At 39.3% G+C, this 17,395-nt stretch carries 16 protein-coding genes, 1 other RNA gene and 5 pseudogenes; 19 read left to right on the top strand and 3 right to left on the bottom strand.

All coding sequences use genetic code 11. From position 1 onward, the window contains the following. Positions 1 to 455 (top strand): annotated as a pseudogene (locus DSY56_RS08140) (N-acetylmuramoyl-L-alanine amidase family protein); the annotation flags it as partial. 191 nt (positions 456 to 646) lie between these two features. On the opposite strand, the gene DSY56_RS08135 reads toward DSY56_RS08140, so the two are convergent. Continuing rightward, positions 647 to 835, bottom strand: coding sequence for a hypothetical protein (locus DSY56_RS08135; RefSeq protein WP_112444981.1), 189 nt, complete (start codon positions 833 to 835; stop codon positions 647 to 649). Between the two features lie 565 nt (positions 836 to 1,400). On the opposite strand from DSY56_RS08135, the gene tadA reads away from it, so the two are divergent. The 18 genes and pseudogenes from tadA (at position 1,401) to DSY56_RS08045 (ending at position 16,344) form a co-directional block, all read left to right on the top strand. Further along, positions 1,401 to 1,868 carry a tRNA adenosine(34) deaminase TadA gene (gene tadA, locus DSY56_RS08130; protein ID WP_112444979.1) on the top strand — a complete coding sequence of 156 codons (468 nt, stop codon included), beginning with the start codon at positions 1,401 to 1,403 and terminating at the stop codon, positions 1,866 to 1,868. Between the two features lie 32 nt (positions 1,869 to 1,900). Continuing rightward, positions 1,901 to 1,998: signal recognition particle sRNA small type (gene ffs / locus DSY56_RS08125), an RNA gene on the top strand. A gap of 56 nt (positions 1,999 to 2,054) precedes the next feature. Continuing rightward, a complete protein-coding gene (locus DSY56_RS08120) occupies positions 2,055 to 2,498 on the top strand; it encodes a dUTP diphosphatase (RefSeq protein WP_000701983.1) in 444 nt (147 codons plus the stop codon). Next, positions 2,458 to 3,015, top strand: a complete 558-nt coding sequence (locus DSY56_RS08115) for a histidine phosphatase family protein (RefSeq protein WP_112444977.1) — start codon at positions 2,458 to 2,460, stop codon at positions 3,013 to 3,015. Before DSY56_RS08120 ends, DSY56_RS08115 begins: the two co-directional genes overlap by 41 nt. Before the next feature lie 13 nt (positions 3,016 to 3,028). Then, positions 3,029 to 4,390: a DNA repair protein RadA gene (gene radA, locus DSY56_RS08110; protein ID WP_112444975.1), complete on the top strand. Its 1,362-nt coding sequence runs from the start codon at positions 3,029 to 3,031 to the stop codon at positions 4,388 to 4,390. 72 nt (positions 4,391 to 4,462) lie between these two features. Then, the gene (locus tag DSY56_RS08105; RefSeq protein ID WP_004237611.1) at positions 4,463 to 4,960 is read left to right on the top strand and encodes a beta-class carbonic anhydrase; all 498 of its coding nucleotides are present in this window, start codon (positions 4,463 to 4,465) and stop codon (positions 4,958 to 4,960) included. 24 nt (positions 4,961 to 4,984) lie between these two features. Continuing rightward, positions 4,985 to 5,800, top strand: a complete 816-nt coding sequence (locus DSY56_RS08100) for a PrsW family intramembrane metalloprotease (protein ID WP_112444973.1) — start codon at positions 4,985 to 4,987, stop codon at positions 5,798 to 5,800. Between the two features lie 145 nt (positions 5,801 to 5,945). Beyond that, positions 5,946 to 6,914, top strand: a complete 969-nt coding sequence (locus DSY56_RS08095) for a ribose-phosphate diphosphokinase (protein WP_000010160.1) — start codon at positions 5,946 to 5,948, stop codon at positions 6,912 to 6,914. A 118-nt stretch (positions 6,915 to 7,032) separates the two neighbouring features. Further along, complete coding sequence (locus DSY56_RS08090) at positions 7,033 to 7,944, top strand: Rpn family recombination-promoting nuclease/putative transposase (RefSeq protein ID WP_112444971.1); 912 nt, start codon at positions 7,033 to 7,035, stop codon at positions 7,942 to 7,944. Further along, positions 7,943 to 8,242: pseudogene (locus DSY56_RS08085) on the top strand (hypothetical protein); the annotation flags it as partial. The gene DSY56_RS08090 and the pseudogene DSY56_RS08085, both read left to right, overlap by 2 nt. A gap of 203 nt (positions 8,243 to 8,445) precedes the next feature. Further along, complete coding sequence (locus DSY56_RS08080; protein ID WP_160109920.1) at positions 8,446 to 9,444, top strand: Abi family protein; 999 nt, start codon at positions 8,446 to 8,448, stop codon at positions 9,442 to 9,444. Between the two features lie 21 nt (positions 9,445 to 9,465). After that, positions 9,466 to 9,736 (top strand): annotated as a pseudogene (locus DSY56_RS12590) (IS110 family transposase); the annotation flags it as partial. 177 nt (positions 9,737 to 9,913) lie between these two features. Further along, entirely contained in the window at positions 9,914 to 10,888 is a 975-nt protein-coding gene (locus DSY56_RS08070) for an Rpn family recombination-promoting nuclease/putative transposase (protein WP_112444967.1), read from the top strand. Further along, positions 10,889 to 11,245, top strand: a pseudogene (locus DSY56_RS08065) (hypothetical protein); the annotation flags it as partial. An 8-nt stretch (positions 11,246 to 11,253) separates the two neighbouring features. Further along, a pseudogene (locus DSY56_RS08060) lies at positions 11,254 to 11,673 on the top strand (Rpn family recombination-promoting nuclease/putative transposase); the annotation flags it as partial. Positions 11,674 to 12,040: 367 nt separating this feature from the next. Beyond that, complete coding sequence (locus tag DSY56_RS12735) at positions 12,041 to 13,108, top strand: N-acetylmuramoyl-L-alanine amidase family protein (RefSeq protein ID WP_173213465.1); 1,068 nt, start codon at positions 12,041 to 12,043, stop codon at positions 13,106 to 13,108. A gap of 145 nt (positions 13,109 to 13,253) precedes the next feature. Continuing rightward, the gene (locus DSY56_RS08050; RefSeq protein WP_112444961.1) at positions 13,254 to 14,579 is read left to right on the top strand and encodes a nucleoside triphosphate hydrolase; all 1,326 of its coding nucleotides are present in this window, start codon (positions 13,254 to 13,256) and stop codon (positions 14,577 to 14,579) included. 142 nt (positions 14,580 to 14,721) lie between these two features. Next, positions 14,722 to 16,344, top strand: coding sequence for an N-acetylmuramoyl-L-alanine amidase family protein (locus tag DSY56_RS08045; protein ID WP_112444959.1), 1,623 nt, complete (start codon positions 14,722 to 14,724; stop codon positions 16,342 to 16,344). Positions 16,345 to 16,773: 429 nt separating this feature from the next. Here DSY56_RS08045 and DSY56_RS11900 read toward each other — a convergent pair whose 3' ends face one another. After that, positions 16,774 to 16,920, bottom strand: a complete 147-nt coding sequence (locus DSY56_RS11900; RefSeq protein WP_160109919.1) for a hypothetical protein — start codon at positions 16,918 to 16,920, stop codon at positions 16,774 to 16,776. 255 nt (positions 16,921 to 17,175) lie between these two features. After that, the coding region (locus tag DSY56_RS11895; protein WP_160109918.1) for a hypothetical protein at positions 17,176 to 17,395 on the bottom strand (220 nt) is incomplete at its 5' end.

Genomic DNA, 17,395 nt, shown 5'->3' with positions numbered 1-17,395 from the left:
TTGAAAACGGCTTGACAATTGAAGCAGGCTGGCAGAAGAATGATACAGGCTATTGGTACGTACACTCAGACGGCTCTTATCCAAAAGACAAGTTTGAGAAAATCAACGGAACCTGGTATTACTTCGACGGCTCAGGCTACATGCTTGCAGACCGCTGGAAGAAGCACACAGACAGCAACTGGTACTGGTTTGACCAGTCAGGTGAAATGGCTACAGGCTGGAAGAAAATCGCTGACAAGTGGTATTATTTTGACACAGAGGGTGCCATGAAGACGGGTTGGGTCAAGTACAAGGACACCTGGTATTATCTTGACGGTAAAGAAGGTGCTATGGTATCAAACGCCTTCGTCCAGTCCGCAGACGGAACAGGCTGGTACTACCTCAAACCAGATGGAACACTGGCAGACAAGCCAGAGTTCACAGTAGAGCCAGATGGTTTGATTACGACCAAATAATTTTAAAAAATAAATAGAAAGGAAACTTTCTAAATTGTTCTTTCACCGCAAGCTCAGGTTTGCGGTTTTTTATTTTGCAAAAAGACGCATTTTGAACGATTAGAAACCAAAATAGAAGTCCTATTGTCCAAAAAAGCGTTTTCTTGAAGAATAGATAGGAGTTTTGTCAAAAATAAAAACAGTGACCGAAATCACTGCTTTTTAAGTTCCTGGGCGTATGTTATCATGCTGATAGCGTGTTTTAGACGCATGTTCATAATATCCGATACACCATTTTTATACTTGTCCACGGCCTGAATAGACATGCCACAGTTTTTGCTAATAGCATAGGATGTGGCGTTGTCTAAAAGCCAGCGGATAGCTTTAATATCTACTGACATATATTACCTCGTAAAATACCAAACTGCAAATAGGAGTAGAAGAAGTCCAATAATAAATTCAACTTTTTCACGCTTGGTAGTTTTTCTAATTTTTAGATTTACTTTCATTATTTTTCCTGTTATAATTTAAGTACACCCCCGAAGGGGTGGATAGTGATTTCTCACTATCCAAATTCGATGTGCCATTCAAAGCTGATTATAAATAAGTTTATTTTGATGACTAGCTTATTTGTTTTTGCCTTGAGTGGTTTCTTTTTGAACTTAAACATTTCATGTTCCTTTCTACTAGTTTCCTTGTCTAAGGTTTCCTCCTTAACCTTATGTATCTATTATACAACTTTAGTTGTAGAAAGTCAATGGTTTTGATAAATTTTTTTCAAAAAAATAGACCTTGTCCAGAGGTCGGGGAGTTGGAGGGGACACCCTCCAAGAGTGTTGATTTAATAAGATTTTATTTTACCTTTTTCATAATAATCTCCCTATAAAGTCACCGCATTCGGTGGCTTTTTTTGTGTAGGGATTCATGATATAATAATAAAACTGACAAGTAGGAAAAGGGAAATTGATGAATTATACAGTTGAAGAAAAAGAAGTTTTTATGAGGGAGGCTTTGAGAGAGGCTGAGATTGCCTTGGAACACGATGAAATTCCGATTGGTTGTGTGATTGTCAAGGACGGAAAAATTATTGGTCGTGGGCATAATGCACGTGAGGAGTTGCAACGAGCGGTTATGCATGCGGAAATTATGGCCATAGAGAATGCGAATCTGAGTGAGGAGAGCTGGCGCTTGCTTGATTGCACGCTTTTTGTGACCATTGAGCCTTGTGTCATGTGTAGTGGGGCGATTGGACTCGCCCGTATTCCAAACGTGGTCTATGGAGCTAAAAACCAGAAATTTGGCGCTGCTGGGAGTTTGTACGATATCTTGACAGATGAGCGTCTCAACCATCGTGTGGATGTTGAAACGGGAATTTTGGAAGATGAATGCGCAGCTATTATGCAGGACTTTTTTAGAAATAGACGGAAAAAATAATTTTGCTTTTAAAATGAATAGGAATGTGATATAATAAACAGTGGAGCAACAGTTCTGCGTGAAGCGGGTCAGGGGAGGAATCCAGCAGCCCTAAGCGATTTGAATTGTGTGCTCTTTTTTTCGTGCTTTTTCCGAATAAATAAGATAGAATAATCTAGAATAAATGATAATAGAAAAGAGAAGATGATGAAAATTCGTGGTTTTGAATTGGTTTCTAGTTTTACAGATGAAAATTTATTGCCCAAGCGTGAGACAGCGCATGCGGCTGGTTACGACTTAAAGGTTGCTGTGCGCACAGTTATCGCTCCAGGAGAGATTGTATTGGTTCCGACAGGAGTTAAAGCTTATATGCAGCCGACTGAGGTTCTTTACCTTTATGATCGCTCTTCAAATCCTCGTAAAAAGGGCTTGGTTTTAATTAATTCAGTTGGGGTCATTGATGGGGATTATTATGGAAATCCTGGGAATGAAGGGCATATTTTTGCTCAGATGAAGAATATCACAGATCAAGAAGTGATTCTTGAAGTTGGGGAACGTGTGGTCCAGGCTGTCTTTGCGCCTTTCTTAATCGCAGATGGAGATGCGGCTGATGGCGTTCGAACTGGTGGATTTGGTTCAACAGGGCACTAGAATGAAGATTATCTTTGTACGTCACGGGGAGCCAGATTATCGTGAGTTAGAGGAGCGTTCTTATACGGGATTTGGGATAGATTTGGCGCCCTTGTCTGAGAAGGGACGGCAGCAAGCCCAGAAATTGAGCACCAATCCTTTACTCCCTTCAGCTGAAATAATCATATCTTCTGCAGTCACAAGAGCTTTAGAAACGGCTTCTTATGTGGCTTGTGTTACTGGACTTCCTTTGAGAGTGGATCCATTATTGCATGAATGGCAGGTCTATGAAAGTGGCACAGATAATTTTGAAAAAGCTCGTACTATGTTTCTAGAAAACAAGGGGGAGTTACTTCCTAATAGTCCTATTCAATATGAGACAGCTACGGAAATGAAGTCTCGTTTTTTAGAATGTATGTCTAAGTATCGAGAACATCAGACTGTGGTAGTTGTTGCTCATCGAATGCTCATGCGCCAGTTTGTGCCAAATGAGAAGATTGATTTTTGCCAAGTAATTGAGTGTGAGTTAGAGATATAGAAAGAGGTTTATCATCGCAAAGAAAAAAGCGACATTTGTATGTCAAAATTGTGGGTATAATTCCCCTAAATATCTGGGACGTTGTCCCAACTGTGGGTCTTGGTCTTCTTTTGTGGAAGAGGTTGAGGTTGCCGAGGTCAAGAATGCGCGTGTGTCCTTGACAGGTGAGAAAACCAAGCCCATGAAACTGGCTGAGGTGACTTCTATCAACGTTAATCGAACCAAGACGGAGATGGAGGAATTCAACCGTGTACTTGGGGGAGGAGTGGTACCAGGAAGTCTCGTCCTCATCGGTGGGGATCCTGGGATTGGAAAATCAACCCTTCTCCTACAAGTTTCAACCCAATTGTCTCAAGTGGGGACTGTTCTATATGTCAGTGGTGAAGAGTCTGCCCAGCAGATTAAACTCCGTGCAGAGCGCTTGGGTGATATTGATAGCGAGTTTTACCTCTATGCAGAGACCAATATGCAGAGTGTTCGAGCTGAGGTGGAGCGCATCCAACCAGACTTCCTCATTATTGACTCCATTCAGACTATTATGTCTCCTGAGATTTCAGGGGTGCAAGGATCTGTTTCTCAGGTGCGTGAGGTGACCGCTGAACTTATGCAGCTGGCTAAGACCAACAATATTGCCATCTTTATCGTAGGGCATGTGACCAAGGAAGGAACCTTGGCTGGTCCGCGTATGTTGGAGCATATGGTAGATACGGTACTTTACTTTGAAGGGGAACGCCACCATACCTTTCGTATCTTGAGAGCGGTCAAAAACCGTTTTGGCTCCACTAATGAGATTGGGATTTTTGAGATGCAGTCGGGCGGATTGGTTGAGGTTCTCAATCCGAGTCAAGTTTTCCTAGAAGAGCGTTTGGATGGAGCAACTGGTTCGTCAATCGTTGTGACCATGGAAGGGACGCGTCCGATTTTGGCGGAGGTTCAGGCTTTGGTGACACCGACCATGTTTGGAAATGCTAAGCGTACTACGACAGGGCTTGACTTCAATCGTGCGAGTCTGATTATGGCTGTTTTGGAAAAACGGGCAGGGCTTCTCTTGCAAAATCAGGATGCCTATCTCAAATCTGCTGGCGGTGTCAAATTGGATGAACCTGCCATTGACTTGGCCGTTGCTGTTGCCATTGCTTCGAGCTATAAGGACAAGCCAACCAACCCTCAGGAATGTTTTGTAGGAGAACTGGGCTTGACAGGAGAAATTCGGCGCGTGAATCGTATCGAGCAGCGCATCAACGAAGCTGCTAAACTGGGATTTACTAAGATTTATGTACCTAAGAATTCCTTGACAGGAATCACTCCGCCCAAGGAAATTCAGGTCATTGGGGCGACAACGATTCAGGAAGTTTTGAAAAAGGTTTTTGCTTAATCTGTGACAAATCCTCTTAAAAATGATAAGATAGGAGAAATATTTGACTATCAAATTTTCGAGGAGGGAATCGTGTCGTATTTTGAACAGTTTATGCAAGCCAATCAGGCTTATGTTGCCCTACATGGGCAATTAAATCTGCCACTTAAACCCAAAACAAGAGTAGCCATTGTGACCTGTATGGACTCTCGTCTGCACGTTGCGCAAGCTTTGGGTTTGGCACTTGGGGATGCTCATATCTTGCGGAATGCAGGTGGTCGGGTGACAGAAGACATGATTCGTTCGCTGGTGATTTCCCAGCAACAAATGGGAACAAGAGAGATTGTGGTATTGCACCATACAGACTGTGGTGCTCAGACTTTTGAAAATGGTCCTTTTCAGGAGTATCTGAAAGAGGAACTAGGTGTCGATGTGTCAGACCAGGACTTCTTGCCCTTCCAAGATATAGAGGAGAGTGTACGTGAGGATATGCAACTCCTTATCGAGTCTCCCCTAATACCAGATGATGTCATTATCTCTGGTGCTATTTACGATGTGGATACAGGAAGTATGACAGTCGTAGAATTGTAAAAAATTCATTTAGAAAGAAAGTGTATGAAGAAAAACAGTATTTTATTTATTTTTATTTTATTGCTATGTATCGGTTTGCAGTATGAAACCATTTACTATACGGACGGTTCGATGTCAGCTGCGGAATATGGACTCATGGGAGTTTCTATCTTTCTAGCTCTCTTTTACATGATTCCGGCTCTTTATTTCCTTTTCCGTATTGGGAAAAAATGGGAATTGCCAAAGAAGGCCTTGATTTTGTCTTTATTGGGTGGGATGTTCCTTTCAGGCTGGTTATCTAGCTTTGCTAATACCTATATCCATGATTTACTGGGTGTGCTTTTCCCAGATAGTGCATTTTTAAATGCCTTTGAAAGTGCGATTGTGGCTCCTTTGGTAGAAGAACCCTTGAAATTATTGCCACTTGTCTTTGTTTTAGCTTTGATTCCTGTTCGAAAATTAAAATCTTTGTTTTTACTTGGAATTGCTTCTGGTTTGGGATTCCAAATGATTGAGGATATTGGTTATATTCGTACGGATTTGCCAGAGGGATTTGATTTTACTATTTCGAGAATTTTAGAGCGTATCATCTCAGGAATTGCCTCTCACTGGACTTTTTCAGGTTTGGCTGTAGTAGGTGTTTACTTGCTTTACAGAGCCTATAAAGGACAGAAGGTTGGCAAGAAACAGGGGCTTATTTTCCTAGGTTTAGCCTTGGGAACTCATTTCTTGTTTAACTCTCCTTTTGTGGAGTTGGAGACAGAGTTGCCTTTAGCGATTCCAGTGGTTACGGCTATTACTCTCTATGGTTTTTATCAGGCTTATCGTTTTGTTGAGAAGAACGATGAGTTGATGAACTAGAATATTTTTCAAAAGAATGATGCAAGGGTACAAATATGGTGCCCTTCTTTTATTTTTGATTGAAAAATAGTGCAAAAAGCGCTACAATGGTAGATGGAAAAATCTTGTGAAAAGCACAAGCGATACATATATACCGGAGGAAATCATGTCTTTTTCTGATTTAAAGCTGTTTGCCCTTTCTTCTAATAAAGAATTGGCAGAACGTGTGGCGCAGGAGATTGGGATAGAGTTGGGGAAATCAAGTGTTCGCCAATTTTCAGATGGAGAGATTCAGGTCAACATCGAAGAATCAATCCGTGGGAAACACGTTTTTATCCTACAATCAACTAGTTCGCCTGTAAATGACAATCTGCTTGAAATTTTGATTATGGTGGATGCTTTGAAGCGTGCGAGTGCAGAATCTGTCAATGTTGTCATGCCTTACTATGGGTATGCACGTCAGGATAGAAAGGCTAGAGCGCGTGAGCCAATCACTTCAAAACTTGTCGCAAATATGCTTGAAGTAGCTGGAGTGGATCGTTTATTGACCATCGACTTGCATGCTGCGCAGATTCAAGGATTCTTTGATATTCCTGTGGATCATTTGATGGGAGCTCCTCTGATTGCGGATTATTTTGAGCGTCGTGGCATGGTTGGTTCTGACTATGTGGTTGTCAGCCCAGACCATGGAGGGGTGACTCGTGCTCGTAAGTTGGCTGAGTTTTTGAAAACATCTATCGCTATCATCGACAAACGTCGCAGTGTTGATAAGATGAATACCAGTGAAGTCATGAACATCATCGGTAAGGTCGAAGGCAAGACTTGTATCTTGATTGATGATATGATTGATACTGCTGGAACGATTTGTCATGCGGCAGATGCCCTTGCGGAAGCTGGTGCTGTTGAAGTCTATGCAAGCTGTACGCACCCAGTTCTTTCTGGTCCTGCTATGGACAATATCCAAAATTCAGCTATTAAGAAATTGGTTGTTTTGGATACCATCTATCTCCCAGAAGAGCGTTTGATTGATAAGATTGAGCAGATTTCAATCGCTCACCTATTAGGGGATGCTATCGTACGTATCCATGAAAAACGCCCCCTTTCTCCACTTTTCAGTATTGAGAAAAAGATTTAATGACCAAGCCTGAGATGATTCTCAGGTTTTTTTCGTCTCTTTTGCGAATAAATAAGTAGTAGCAGTGAATCTAGTAAACCTAGATTTAAAAATGTGCTATAATGAAAGGAGAAGAAATATGACTGTACGTCATCCGGGCATTAGCCCGACCAATGACTTGGTTGCTAAGAAAATCTTTAGCAATCCAGAAATCACTTGTCAATTTATTCGCGATATGCTGGACTTGCCAGCTAAAAATGTGACCATTTTGGAGGGAAGTAACATTCATGTCTTGCCTTCCCTGCCTTACTCGGCTCAGGATTTCTATACCAGTATAGACGTCTTGGCGGAGTTGGACAATGGAACACAGGTTATCATTGAAATTCAAGTTCATCATCAGAATTTTTTCATCAATCGCCTGTGGGCGTATCTGTGTAGTCAGGTCAATCAAAATCTCGAAAAAATTCGCCAACAAGAAGGAAACACTCACCAAAGTTATAAACACATAGCACCAGTATACGCTATTGCTATCGTTGACAGTAATTATTTTCAAGATGATTTAGCCTTTCACAGTTTTAGTATGCGAGAGGACACGACAGGTGAGATATTAACCATCACAAACAATGGACAAGAAAACCATCTAGTCAAGATGGCATTCTTGGAATTAAAAAAATATAGAGAAACCAGCAAAGACGAGGTTCGCAAGCCATGGTTAGAGTTTTTCGGGAACAAACCCTTTACCCAGCAACCTGAGCGAGCCATCAGCCAGGCAGACCAACTGCTGGACTATAAAAGCTGGTCCGAGGAGGACAGGAAAATGTTTAGTCAACTACGTATGCGTGAAGAACAAGCCTTGTTAGCACAGGACTATGCCTTGGAAACTGCTAGGGCTGAAGGTCTTGAACAAGGACGAGCAGAAGGCGTTGAACAGGGACTGGAGCGTGGGAAAATATTTACCTTTCTTGATTTAGTACGCCAACATGTTTTAACTTCCGAATTTGCGAGTGAGCAGTTGGGCATGTCAGTCGCTGAGTTTGAAGCACTTTTGTAATACCATCACAGTAATGGCGTTCTTGGAATTAAAAAAATACAGAGAAACCAGCAAAGACGAGGTTCGCAAGCCATGGTTGGAGTTTTTCGGGAATAAACCCTTTACCCAGCACCCCGAGCGAGCCATCAGCCAAGTAGACCAACTGCTGGACTATCAGAGCTGGTCCGAGGAGGACAGGAAGATGTTTAGCCAACTACGTATGCGAGAAGAACAGGCCTTGTTAGCACAGGACTATGCCTTGGAAACTGCTAGGGTGGAAGGTATCGAACAAGGACTGGAGAGCGGGAAAGTTGAAGGATAAATCTTTGCCTTTATTGATTTAGTATGACAACATGCTTTGCCTTCCGAATTTACGAGTGAACAATTAGACACAAATTGAAAAAATATCAAGTTGACTTGACTTTTTTTATAGAATAGTATAGTATTTAGATACAAGCACTCCTTTTGCTCCCTGTTTCATAGCAACTGGAGTCATTTTTTTATAAATTTAGAAGGTTAATGATGTACACAACTGATAATAGTATTTCTTTGTCAAGAGATTTAAAGAGAGAAATGAAAGCATTTTTACCTCTTGAAGATTTGGTAAGTTATCTTTCAGATAAGCTAGATATGTCACCTGAAGAGGAACTAGATTCCAAAAATTTTTTACGTTGCCATAATTACTATTCGTTTTCTGCTTTTATTAAACAGGTTCCAGATAATCTTCATAAAGGAAAATTTCAAGCAGCGATTTCATTGTATGAATTTAATGACTGGTTGTCACAGTTTCTGTTTATATTTTCTGGTAGATTAGAGCAGTTTATAAAATCAACTTTTATTGAATCGCTTTGTCAGCAATATAATGGAAAATATCAAAAAGGTGAGTGTTACTTGGATGAAACTATTTATGAAAACTCTGAATTATATAACGAATTTATTTCAATTATAGAAAAACATTTATCAGAGAATCAAAGTCTTTCAATACAGCATCATATCAAAAATAAAGGTTCTAAATTCCCAATTTGGGTTCTTTTTCAAGAGATGACTTTTGGGGAAACAACTCGTTTTATAAGTGCACTGAAAAAAGAGTACCGAGAGTATTGGATAGATACTACATTTTTATCAACTGGTGTGGTAAATTCTAAAATTCATGGAGAAGAAATCCAGAGTAAATTATTTGGCTGGGTTTCAGCTACATGGCATATGAGAAATAGGACAGCACATCATTTAAGACTATATGGTCAAAATTTTACAATAGCAAGTCCAAGTTTCTTTTCAGCTGATTTGCGTCAAATAAACAAGAATGCAGAGACTAAAAAGAAAAAGACCCATAATAACGATTTATTTGCTTATCTTTTAGCTATGAAAAATCTTATACAACATCATTCACATTCTTTTGTTCAAGATTGGAACGATTTTTTGACGACTTTAGAGGCACAGTTGATGGAAAAGTCAAATATCATATTATCTAGTAAGATTGGTTTGCCAAGCAATTGGAAAGATATATTGTGGATCGGTTGAACTAAGGAATGATTTTTTACTCAAGTTATTATTCAGAGAATCTTTGACAATCCAGATGAGAAACCAAACATTAAGAAGTTGATTACCAAGATGAATGAAGGATAAGATGCGAGATTTTTGAATTGCTATAGCGGACGATGTAACACCTGAACAAGGTGAGAAAATCAGAATCATCAAGGAGCACTATGATGTTCTTGCCATCTGCAAAGAAGACTTAGAAACCATGATTCGGAAACTCGAACAAGAATATCAAGAACAAGTTAAGCTGATTCAAACCGTATCTGGATTCAGGGTGTTTTAATTTTAAAAATTAGGTGTCAAACCCTCTTTTAGTACAGATAAAATTAAGGATAAACAATAGTTTTAATAACTTTTATTTTTTTTCGTCTCTTTTCCGAATAAATAGATAGAAGCATCAAATCTAGTAAACCTAGATTTAAAAATGTGCTATAATGAAAGGAGAGAAAGTATGACATTACGTCATCCGGGCATCAGCCCGACTAACGATTTGGTAGCTAAGAAAATTTTCAGCAACCCAGAAATAACTTGTCAGTTTATTCGCGATATGCTGGACTTGCCAGCAAAAAATGTGACCATTTTGGAGGGAAGCAACATTCACGTCTTGCCTTCCATGCCCTATTCGGCGCAAGATTTCTATACTAGTATAGATGTTTTAGCGGAGTTAGATAATGGAACTCAAGTTATTATCGAAATACAGGTACATCATCAGAATTTTTTCATCAATCGCCTGTGGGCTTACTTGTGTAGTCAGGTCAATCAAAACCTAGAAAAAATTCGTCAGCGAGAAGGTGATACCCACCAGAGCTACAAACATATCGCACCTGTTTACGCAATAGCTATTGTGGATAGCAATTACTTTTCAGATGATTTGGCTTTCCACAGCTTTAGCATGCGCGAGGACACGACAGGTGAGATCTTAACCATCACAAACAATGGACAGGAAAACCATCTAGTAAAGATGGCGTTCTTAGAACTAAAAAAGTACAGAGAAACCAGCAAAGACAAGGTTCGCAAGCCGTGGTTGGAGTTTTTCGGGAACAAGCCCTTTACTCAACACCCCGAGCGAGCCATCAGCCAAGCAGACCAACTGCTGGACTACAAGAGCTGGTCCGAGGAGGACAGGAGAATGTTTAGTGAACAACGCAGGCGTGAAGAACAGGCATTATTAGCACACGACTATGCCTTGGAACAAGCGGAGGAAAAAGGCTTAGAACGTGGGCGAGCAGAGGGGATTGAACAAGGACTGGAACGAGGACGAGCAGAAGGCATTGAACAGGGACTGGAGCGTGGGAAAGTTGAAGGACAAATTGTTACCTTTCTTGATTTAGTTCACCAACATGTTTTAAGCTCTGAATTTGCCAGCCATCAGCTGGGTATGACTGTCTCTGAGTTTGAAGAATTATTGAAAGACCATCATAAATAAAAATTAAAAAAATACAGAGAAACCAGCAAAGACGAGGTTCGCAAACCGTGGTTGGAGTTTTTCGGGAACAAACCCTTTACCCAACAACCCGAGCGAGCCATCAGCCAAGCAGACCAACTGCTGGACTACAAGAGCTGGTCCGAGGAGGACAGGAAAATGTTTAGTCAACTACGTATGCGTGAAGAACAAGCATTATTGGCTCAGGACTATGCCTTGGAAACTGCTAGGGCTGAAGGTGGTTTTGTTATGTTAGCAAATCTTGTTCGCCAGCATCTTTTAACAGCAGAGGTTGCCAGTCAGCAATTGGGCATGACTGTCTCTGAGTTTGAAGAATTATTGAAAGACTATCATAACTAAGAACTAAAAAAAAATACAGGGAAACCAGCAAAGACGAGGTTCGCCAGCCATGGTTGGAGTTTTTCGGGAATAAACCCTTTACCCAGCACCCCGAGCGAGCCATCAGCCAAGCAGACCAACTGCTGGACTACAAGAGCTGGTCCGAGGAGGACAGGAGAATGTTTAGTGAACAACGCAGGCGTGAAGAACAAGCCTTACTCGCTCATGACTATGCCTTGGAAACAGCTAGAGCGGAAGGTATTGAACAAGGTTTAGAGCGTGGACTTGAACGTGGCCGTGCAGAGGGTATTGAAAAAGGGCGCGAAGAAGGTATTGAAGAGGGATTAAAAGTAGGTTTACTAAATCTAGTCCATCAAGGTCTCCTGACTTCCGAGGTTGCTAGCGAGCAATTAGGCATGTCAGTCACTGAGTTTGAGTCCTTGCTATGAGGTCACATTTTAAATAGTAGAAAGTTAATGAAATGGCGAGTTATTTCTAAAATACTTGTCATTTTTGCTTGACATTTGGAAGGGGTTATAGGATAATATCATGGAAGTGAGTTCTATCCAACTATCGATATGGATTAGATATGTGAGGTTTGACTCAGGGTTTAAGAAATTTGTGAGATTTTCACTTGTGAGATACGGTATTTGAAGAGTATTTCATCTCACAAAGACGTTTTTTCCCCTTTTTTGAAAAAAATAGGTAAAAAGTTGATGAAAACCCTTGACAAATCCTGCAAATATTTATATACTGTATGGTAGTAAGATAGTCTTACGAAAAAATATTTTAAAGAAAAATAAAGGAGATAAAACGATGAAAAAAGTTTTATTGACAAGCGCAGTCGCTCTTGCAGCATTTGGTGCTGTACAAGCTGTTTCAGCTGACAGACAATTGACACCTGAAGAAGCAGCATCAGTTAGAAAAGTTGAAAAAACTTACGATCCTTCACAAGTGGAAAAAGCAACTGAAACTAACCGTGCTGAACAAGTTCTAGCAAATGGAGATAAAGTAGTATCTGTTCAATATGCAGATGGTTCTACTTATACTTATTTGGTAATTAATCCTAACAATCAATTCAAGGATAAAGTATCTAATCCATATGATAGCCAATTTAATCTTAAAGATGGTAAAGTTCAAAAGGTTGTACCATTCACAAATGGAACACATGGACGTATCAACGTTAAAGATAAACAAGGTGCACCAGTTGCAGGTGTTGAATTTGAGCTATTAGTTTACAAAACTACTGAAGATTTCTTGAATGCTCAAGGTGGAAAACCTGTTAAAGATGCCCCAGCTCTTGTAAGTGCTAAGACAAATGAAGCAGGTGATGCTGAGTTTGAATTACACGAGGGTGGAGTAGCGGTTTACCGTATTTTGACAGTACCAAAAGGTTACTTTTTACCTGAGCGCCTAACAAAATCTTCACTATTTACAGCAGATGCAGTTGGACGTAACGAAAATAATGATATGTATGTAAATGCATCAGTTGAAATTGAAAAAACTGACAGCTACAATGTTGTTCGTACTGAGTGGGTTCAAGGTGAAAACGGCTGGCACTACTATGACAACAACAAACAAGTTACTGGTTGGAAACAAATCGACGGTAAATGGTACTTCTTTAACGCTGAAGGCGTAATGCAAAAATGGTGGGTTAAAGATGGTAACACTTGGTACTACCTAAATGGTTCAGGTGCTATGGAAACTGGTTGGTTGCAACACGGTGGCAAATGGTACTTCCTTGAAGCATCAGGTGCTATGAAAGCTAGCCAATGGTTTGAAGTTGCTGGTAAATGGTACTACGTTGACGGTTCTGGTGCCCTTGCAGTTAATACTACTGTAGGTGGATACACTGTAAACGGAAACGGTGAATGGGTTAAATAATCTAGTTTAATCAAAAAAGCAGGAGATTTCTTCTGCTTTTTATTTTTTCCATAAAAAGTTCAGTTTTTTTTAGAATTTTTTTAAAAAATAAGATACAATAAAACTAGGTTTATTACCTAAAATTTTAAACATGGAGAATGCTCATATGAAAAATAAAAAAGCTTTAGCCCTAGCAGTAGCTAGCTTGACAATGGCAAGTGCAGCAGTTTTAACCAGTTACTCTGCAATTACAGCTCGTCCAGTAAGTGCGGAAGAAGTTGTTTATAGAACTGAGTGGATCACAGTGATTAATGGTCGTTCACAAGAACGTAAGACAGTATTTTTTGAAGATGGGAATCAGCCGATCTCTAAACATTCGACAATTGAAGGATTTGAATTTCAACGTGCCTATGTTGAAGGGGGAAGAAAATACTACTTATTCGTTGAGAAAGGGACAAAGATTGATGATTATGTAAACGATCCCGATGCGTCTGTCAGTGAGTTAAATACTCAAGGCTATAAAACTTCTGATAAAGATGTAAAATGGCGTGTGTCTGCTGGTAATCGTTATCTTTACTATAAAGGAAATCCTGTAAAAGGTTGGGCTAATGTTGATGGAAAAACTTACTATTTTGATAGTGAAGGTGTTATGGCTCACGGAGTTCTTGAAAACACATCTGAACGTTACTATCTAGACGGACAAGGTGTTAAGAAAACTGGTTTCATTAAAGTAGGAGAAAAAACCTATTATTTTGTGTCAGATGGAGCTCGTAAGACAGAGATTATCTCTGAAAATGGAAAAACTTATTTTGTCAAAGATGGTGTTGTGACAATTGGAGCGCATAAGGTAGGTGATAAATGGTACTTCTTTGCTGAAGACGGTACAACCAAGTCAGGTATTGTAAAAGATAGTGCTGGAAAATGGTATTACATTACTACAGAAGGTGAGCGTAAGACAGGTCTTATCAAGGGTGCTGGCGATAAGTATTACTATGTCACTGAAGAAGGTGAACGTAAGTTTGGGGAAATTACCGTTGATGGTAAAACATATTTCTTAACAGATGAATCTAATACAAAAGCTGGCTGGAATAAAGTTGATAGTAACTGGATTTATGTAAATAAAGAAGGCAAACGTCAAGTTGGCTGGTTACAAGATGGCGGTAAGTGGTATTACTTTAACGCTGAAGGCATCATGCAAAAATGGTGGGTTAAAGATGGTAGCACTTGGTACTATCTAAACGGTTCAGGCGAAATGCAAACAGGTTGGTTGCAAGATGGTAGCACTTGGTACTACCTAAACAACTCAGGTGCTATGGTAACAGGTTGGGCTAAAGTAGGTGATTCATGGTACTACCTTAAAGGATCAGGAGCTATGGTAACTGGTTGGTTCCAAGTAGGCGGTAAGTGGTACTATGCTTATAGTTCAGGTGCCCTTGCAGTAAGCACTACAGTCGATGGTTACTATGTAAATGCCAACGGTGAATGGGTATAAAATAACAAAGAGAGTGGTTCAAACTGCTCTCTTTCTGTTATTGTTAAATATTTCTACACTTTTTATGTTTTTTATTGCATTTATTATAGGAAAGAGATATAATCTATATAAATTTAACCATTTAATAAAGGAGGTTCTTCTCATGAAGAAAACACTAACAGGTATCTTGCTAGCCACTTCAGTGCTAGCTATGGCTACAGTTCAACCAGCACAAGCTGCCGAAACAGGGGCAACAACGGCTACAACAACTTCTACGGTTAAAGAAGTCCACTATGCAACATTTAAAAATGGTGGACCTGTAGATATCAAAGCTGCACTTACAGGTGCTGCTGTGACAGCTGCATCTATTGAGAATCACCCTGAAATTGCAAGTTATGTCTATACTTCTAGTAGAGAAGAAGATGGTATTATGTATCATATGTATGCGCCTACTGCTACGACAGGTACTACGAATTCTGGTACTCAAACCAATCCATACCATAGAGATAATAACCAAAACAATGGTAGCACTAGTAATGCTAATGGGAATAATAACCAAAATGGTACTGGTGCAAACAATAATAATGGCTCAACAACAAATTCTAATTCTCCAGTAAAAAAAGTTCGTTTTGTAGAATATAAACCTGGTAGTGATGTTCCAGTTGATATTAAAGATCCACGTACAGGCTCTGCAGCTTCTGATACCAGTCGTCTGGATATTGCCAACTATACTTATGTTAATGGTGAATTAAAAGGTGATACACTTTACCATATCTATCGCTCAAATTCAACGACTAATACTAACCAAAATAATAATCAGAACCAGTCTAATTCTGCAGGTCAATTCAAAACGGAGAATGGGAAGGTCTACTATATTAAGGACGGCAAAAAAGTTACTGGCTGGCAAAAAATTGATAGTAAGACTTACTACTTTGAAGCTGATGGAGCTATGAAAAAAGGTCTATTGACTTCAGGTGATAAGCAATACTATTTAGATGAAAAAGATGGTGTTAAAAAGCTAGGCTTTGTAAAAGTTGCTGATAAGGTTTACTATTTTGTTGAAAATGGTGATAAGAAAACTGGCTTTATCAAAATTGATGATAAAACTTACTATCTAAAAGAAGGTGTTCGTCTAACAGGGAATATTACAGTAGACGGGAAACATTATTTCTTAGATGAGGAAGGTGTCCTTAAACCAGGTATTGTTTTAATTGATGGTAAAAAATTCTTCATTGATGATGAGGGAAATCGTCATGTTGGATGGAAGAAAATTGGACTGGATTGGTATTATTTCTCTAAAGAAGATGGAATGAAGACTGGTTGGGTCAAAGATGGGTCATGGTATTACTTGGATGAAACTGGTGTGATGAAAACTGGTTGGAAACAAGTTGATGGTAATTGGTACTATCTTAACGGCTCAGGTGCTATGCAGACAGGCTGGAAATTTATAAATGGTAGTTGGTACCATTTTGACAGTTTAGGTAAAATGGGTACTAGATGGATAAAAGACAATGGTACATGGTATTACCTTGACGGTTCAGGTGCTATGCAGACAGGCTGGAAATTTGTAGATGGCAATTGGTATTACCTCAATGCTTCAGGTGCTATGCAAACAGGTTGGCTCAAGCAAGGTGGTACATGGTATTATCTTGCTGGCTCAGGTGCTATGAAGACAGGTTGGTACCAAGTTAGTGGTAAATGGTATTACTCATACTCATCAGGAGCTTTGGCTGTGAACACAACTATCGATGGTTACACAGTAAATGCCAACGGTGAGTGGGTGTAATGGATATAATAAAGAAATAAGGGGAAATTCCTCTTATTTTTTATCATTTTGGAGTGTGATTTCTTGAATTTTTAGGAAAAAAATGGTAAAATAGCACCAAAAAAGTACCAAAGGTGGTCGATATTTTATGGATAAGAAAAAATTTCTCACTGCTAGCTTGGCTAGTGTTGCTGTTTTAGGATCAGCATTTGTTGTATCTCAACCGTCGGTTGTAAAAGCGGGAGGTTAATCTGTAGCTAGTAGTCAACCAGCTGAAAATAAAGAATCAGCACAAAAAGAATTTTTAGCTAATTTTGATAAAGCTGTAGAAGCTACAGTTAAAGAATTAAAAGAATATTTAGACAATGCAAAAGAAGATCCAGAATTACAAAAACAAATTCAAGGGTTTATTGATGAATTTGAAAAACGAACTAAAGACCAGAAGGCTGACTATGAAAAACGCTTCAAAGCAGGTTTAACTGTAGAAGAAGCTGAAAAAGAAATAGAGAAAAAAGCTAAAGAAGAGGAAGCTGCAGAGGAAAAAGAAGCTAAGGAAGAAGCAGACGCACAAGCAGCATTTTTAGCTAATTTTGACAAGGCATTAAAGGATACGATTGCAAAATTAGAAGAATCTGCAAAAAATAATCCTGAAATAAAAGAACAAATTCAAGATACGATTGCAAAATTAAAAGCAGCATCAGATGAAACAAGAAAACAAATTGTAGAAGGCTTCAAAAAAGGCTTAACTGCAGAAGAAGCTGAAAAAGCAATCGATGATGAAAATAAAAAGTTAGCAGAAGAAGCAAAAGCAAAAGCTGAAGAAAAAGCAGCACAAGATGAATTCTTAGAGAATTATGATAAAGCGTTAGAAAAAGCAGTTGCAGAATTAGAAAAAGCTAAAACTAATAGTCCAGAAGAAGCAAAAGCAAAAGCTGATACAATTACAGCATTAAAAGCAGCATCAGATGAAACAAGAAAACAAATTGTAGAAGGCTTCAAAAAAGGCTTAACTGCAAAACAAGCTGAAAAATTTATCGATGAATTAAATAAGAAAGCAGCAGAAGAAGATAAA

The sequence above is a fragment of the Streptococcus sp. 596553 genome, assembly GCF_900411395.1.
Classification (GTDB): Bacteria; Bacillota; Bacilli; order Lactobacillales; family Streptococcaceae; genus Streptococcus; species Streptococcus mitis_BA.
This window is presented reverse-complemented; position numbering and strand designations above follow the sequence as displayed.

Bases quoted from the DNA above. Each gene is read 5' to 3' on its own strand.
- DSY56_RS08115 (WP_112444977.1), top strand. From the start codon at position 2,458: ATGGCGTTCGAACTGGTGGATTTGGTTCAACAGGGCACTAGAATGAAG.
- DSY56_RS08100 (WP_112444973.1), top strand. From the start codon at position 4,985: ATGAAGAAAAACAGTATTTTATTTATTTTTATTTTATTGCTATGTATC.
- DSY56_RS08090 (WP_112444971.1), top strand. From the start codon at position 7,033: ATGACTGTACGTCATCCGGGCATTAGCCCGACCAATGACTTGGTTGCT.
- DSY56_RS08120 (WP_000701983.1), top strand. From the start codon at position 2,055: ATGAAAATTCGTGGTTTTGAATTGGTTTCTAGTTTTACAGATGAAAAT.
- DSY56_RS08135 (WP_112444981.1), bottom strand. From the start codon at position 835: ATGTCAGTAGATATTAAAGCTATCCGCTGGCTTTTAGACAACGCCACA.
- tadA (WP_112444979.1), top strand. From the start codon at position 1,401: ATGAATTATACAGTTGAAGAAAAAGAAGTTTTTATGAGGGAGGCTTTG.
- DSY56_RS08045 (WP_112444959.1), top strand. From the start codon at position 14,722: ATGAAGAAAACACTAACAGGTATCTTGCTAGCCACTTCAGTGCTAGCT.
- DSY56_RS08070 (WP_112444967.1), top strand. From the start codon at position 9,914: ATGACATTACGTCATCCGGGCATCAGCCCGACTAACGATTTGGTAGCT.
- DSY56_RS12735 (WP_173213465.1), top strand. From the start codon at position 12,041: ATGAAAAAAGTTTTATTGACAAGCGCAGTCGCTCTTGCAGCATTTGGT.
- DSY56_RS08050 (WP_112444961.1), top strand. From the start codon at position 13,254: ATGAAAAATAAAAAAGCTTTAGCCCTAGCAGTAGCTAGCTTGACAATG.
- DSY56_RS08095 (WP_000010160.1), top strand. From the start codon at position 5,946: ATGTCTTTTTCTGATTTAAAGCTGTTTGCCCTTTCTTCTAATAAAGAA.
- DSY56_RS08080 (WP_160109920.1), top strand. From the start codon at position 8,446: ATGTACACAACTGATAATAGTATTTCTTTGTCAAGAGATTTAAAGAGA.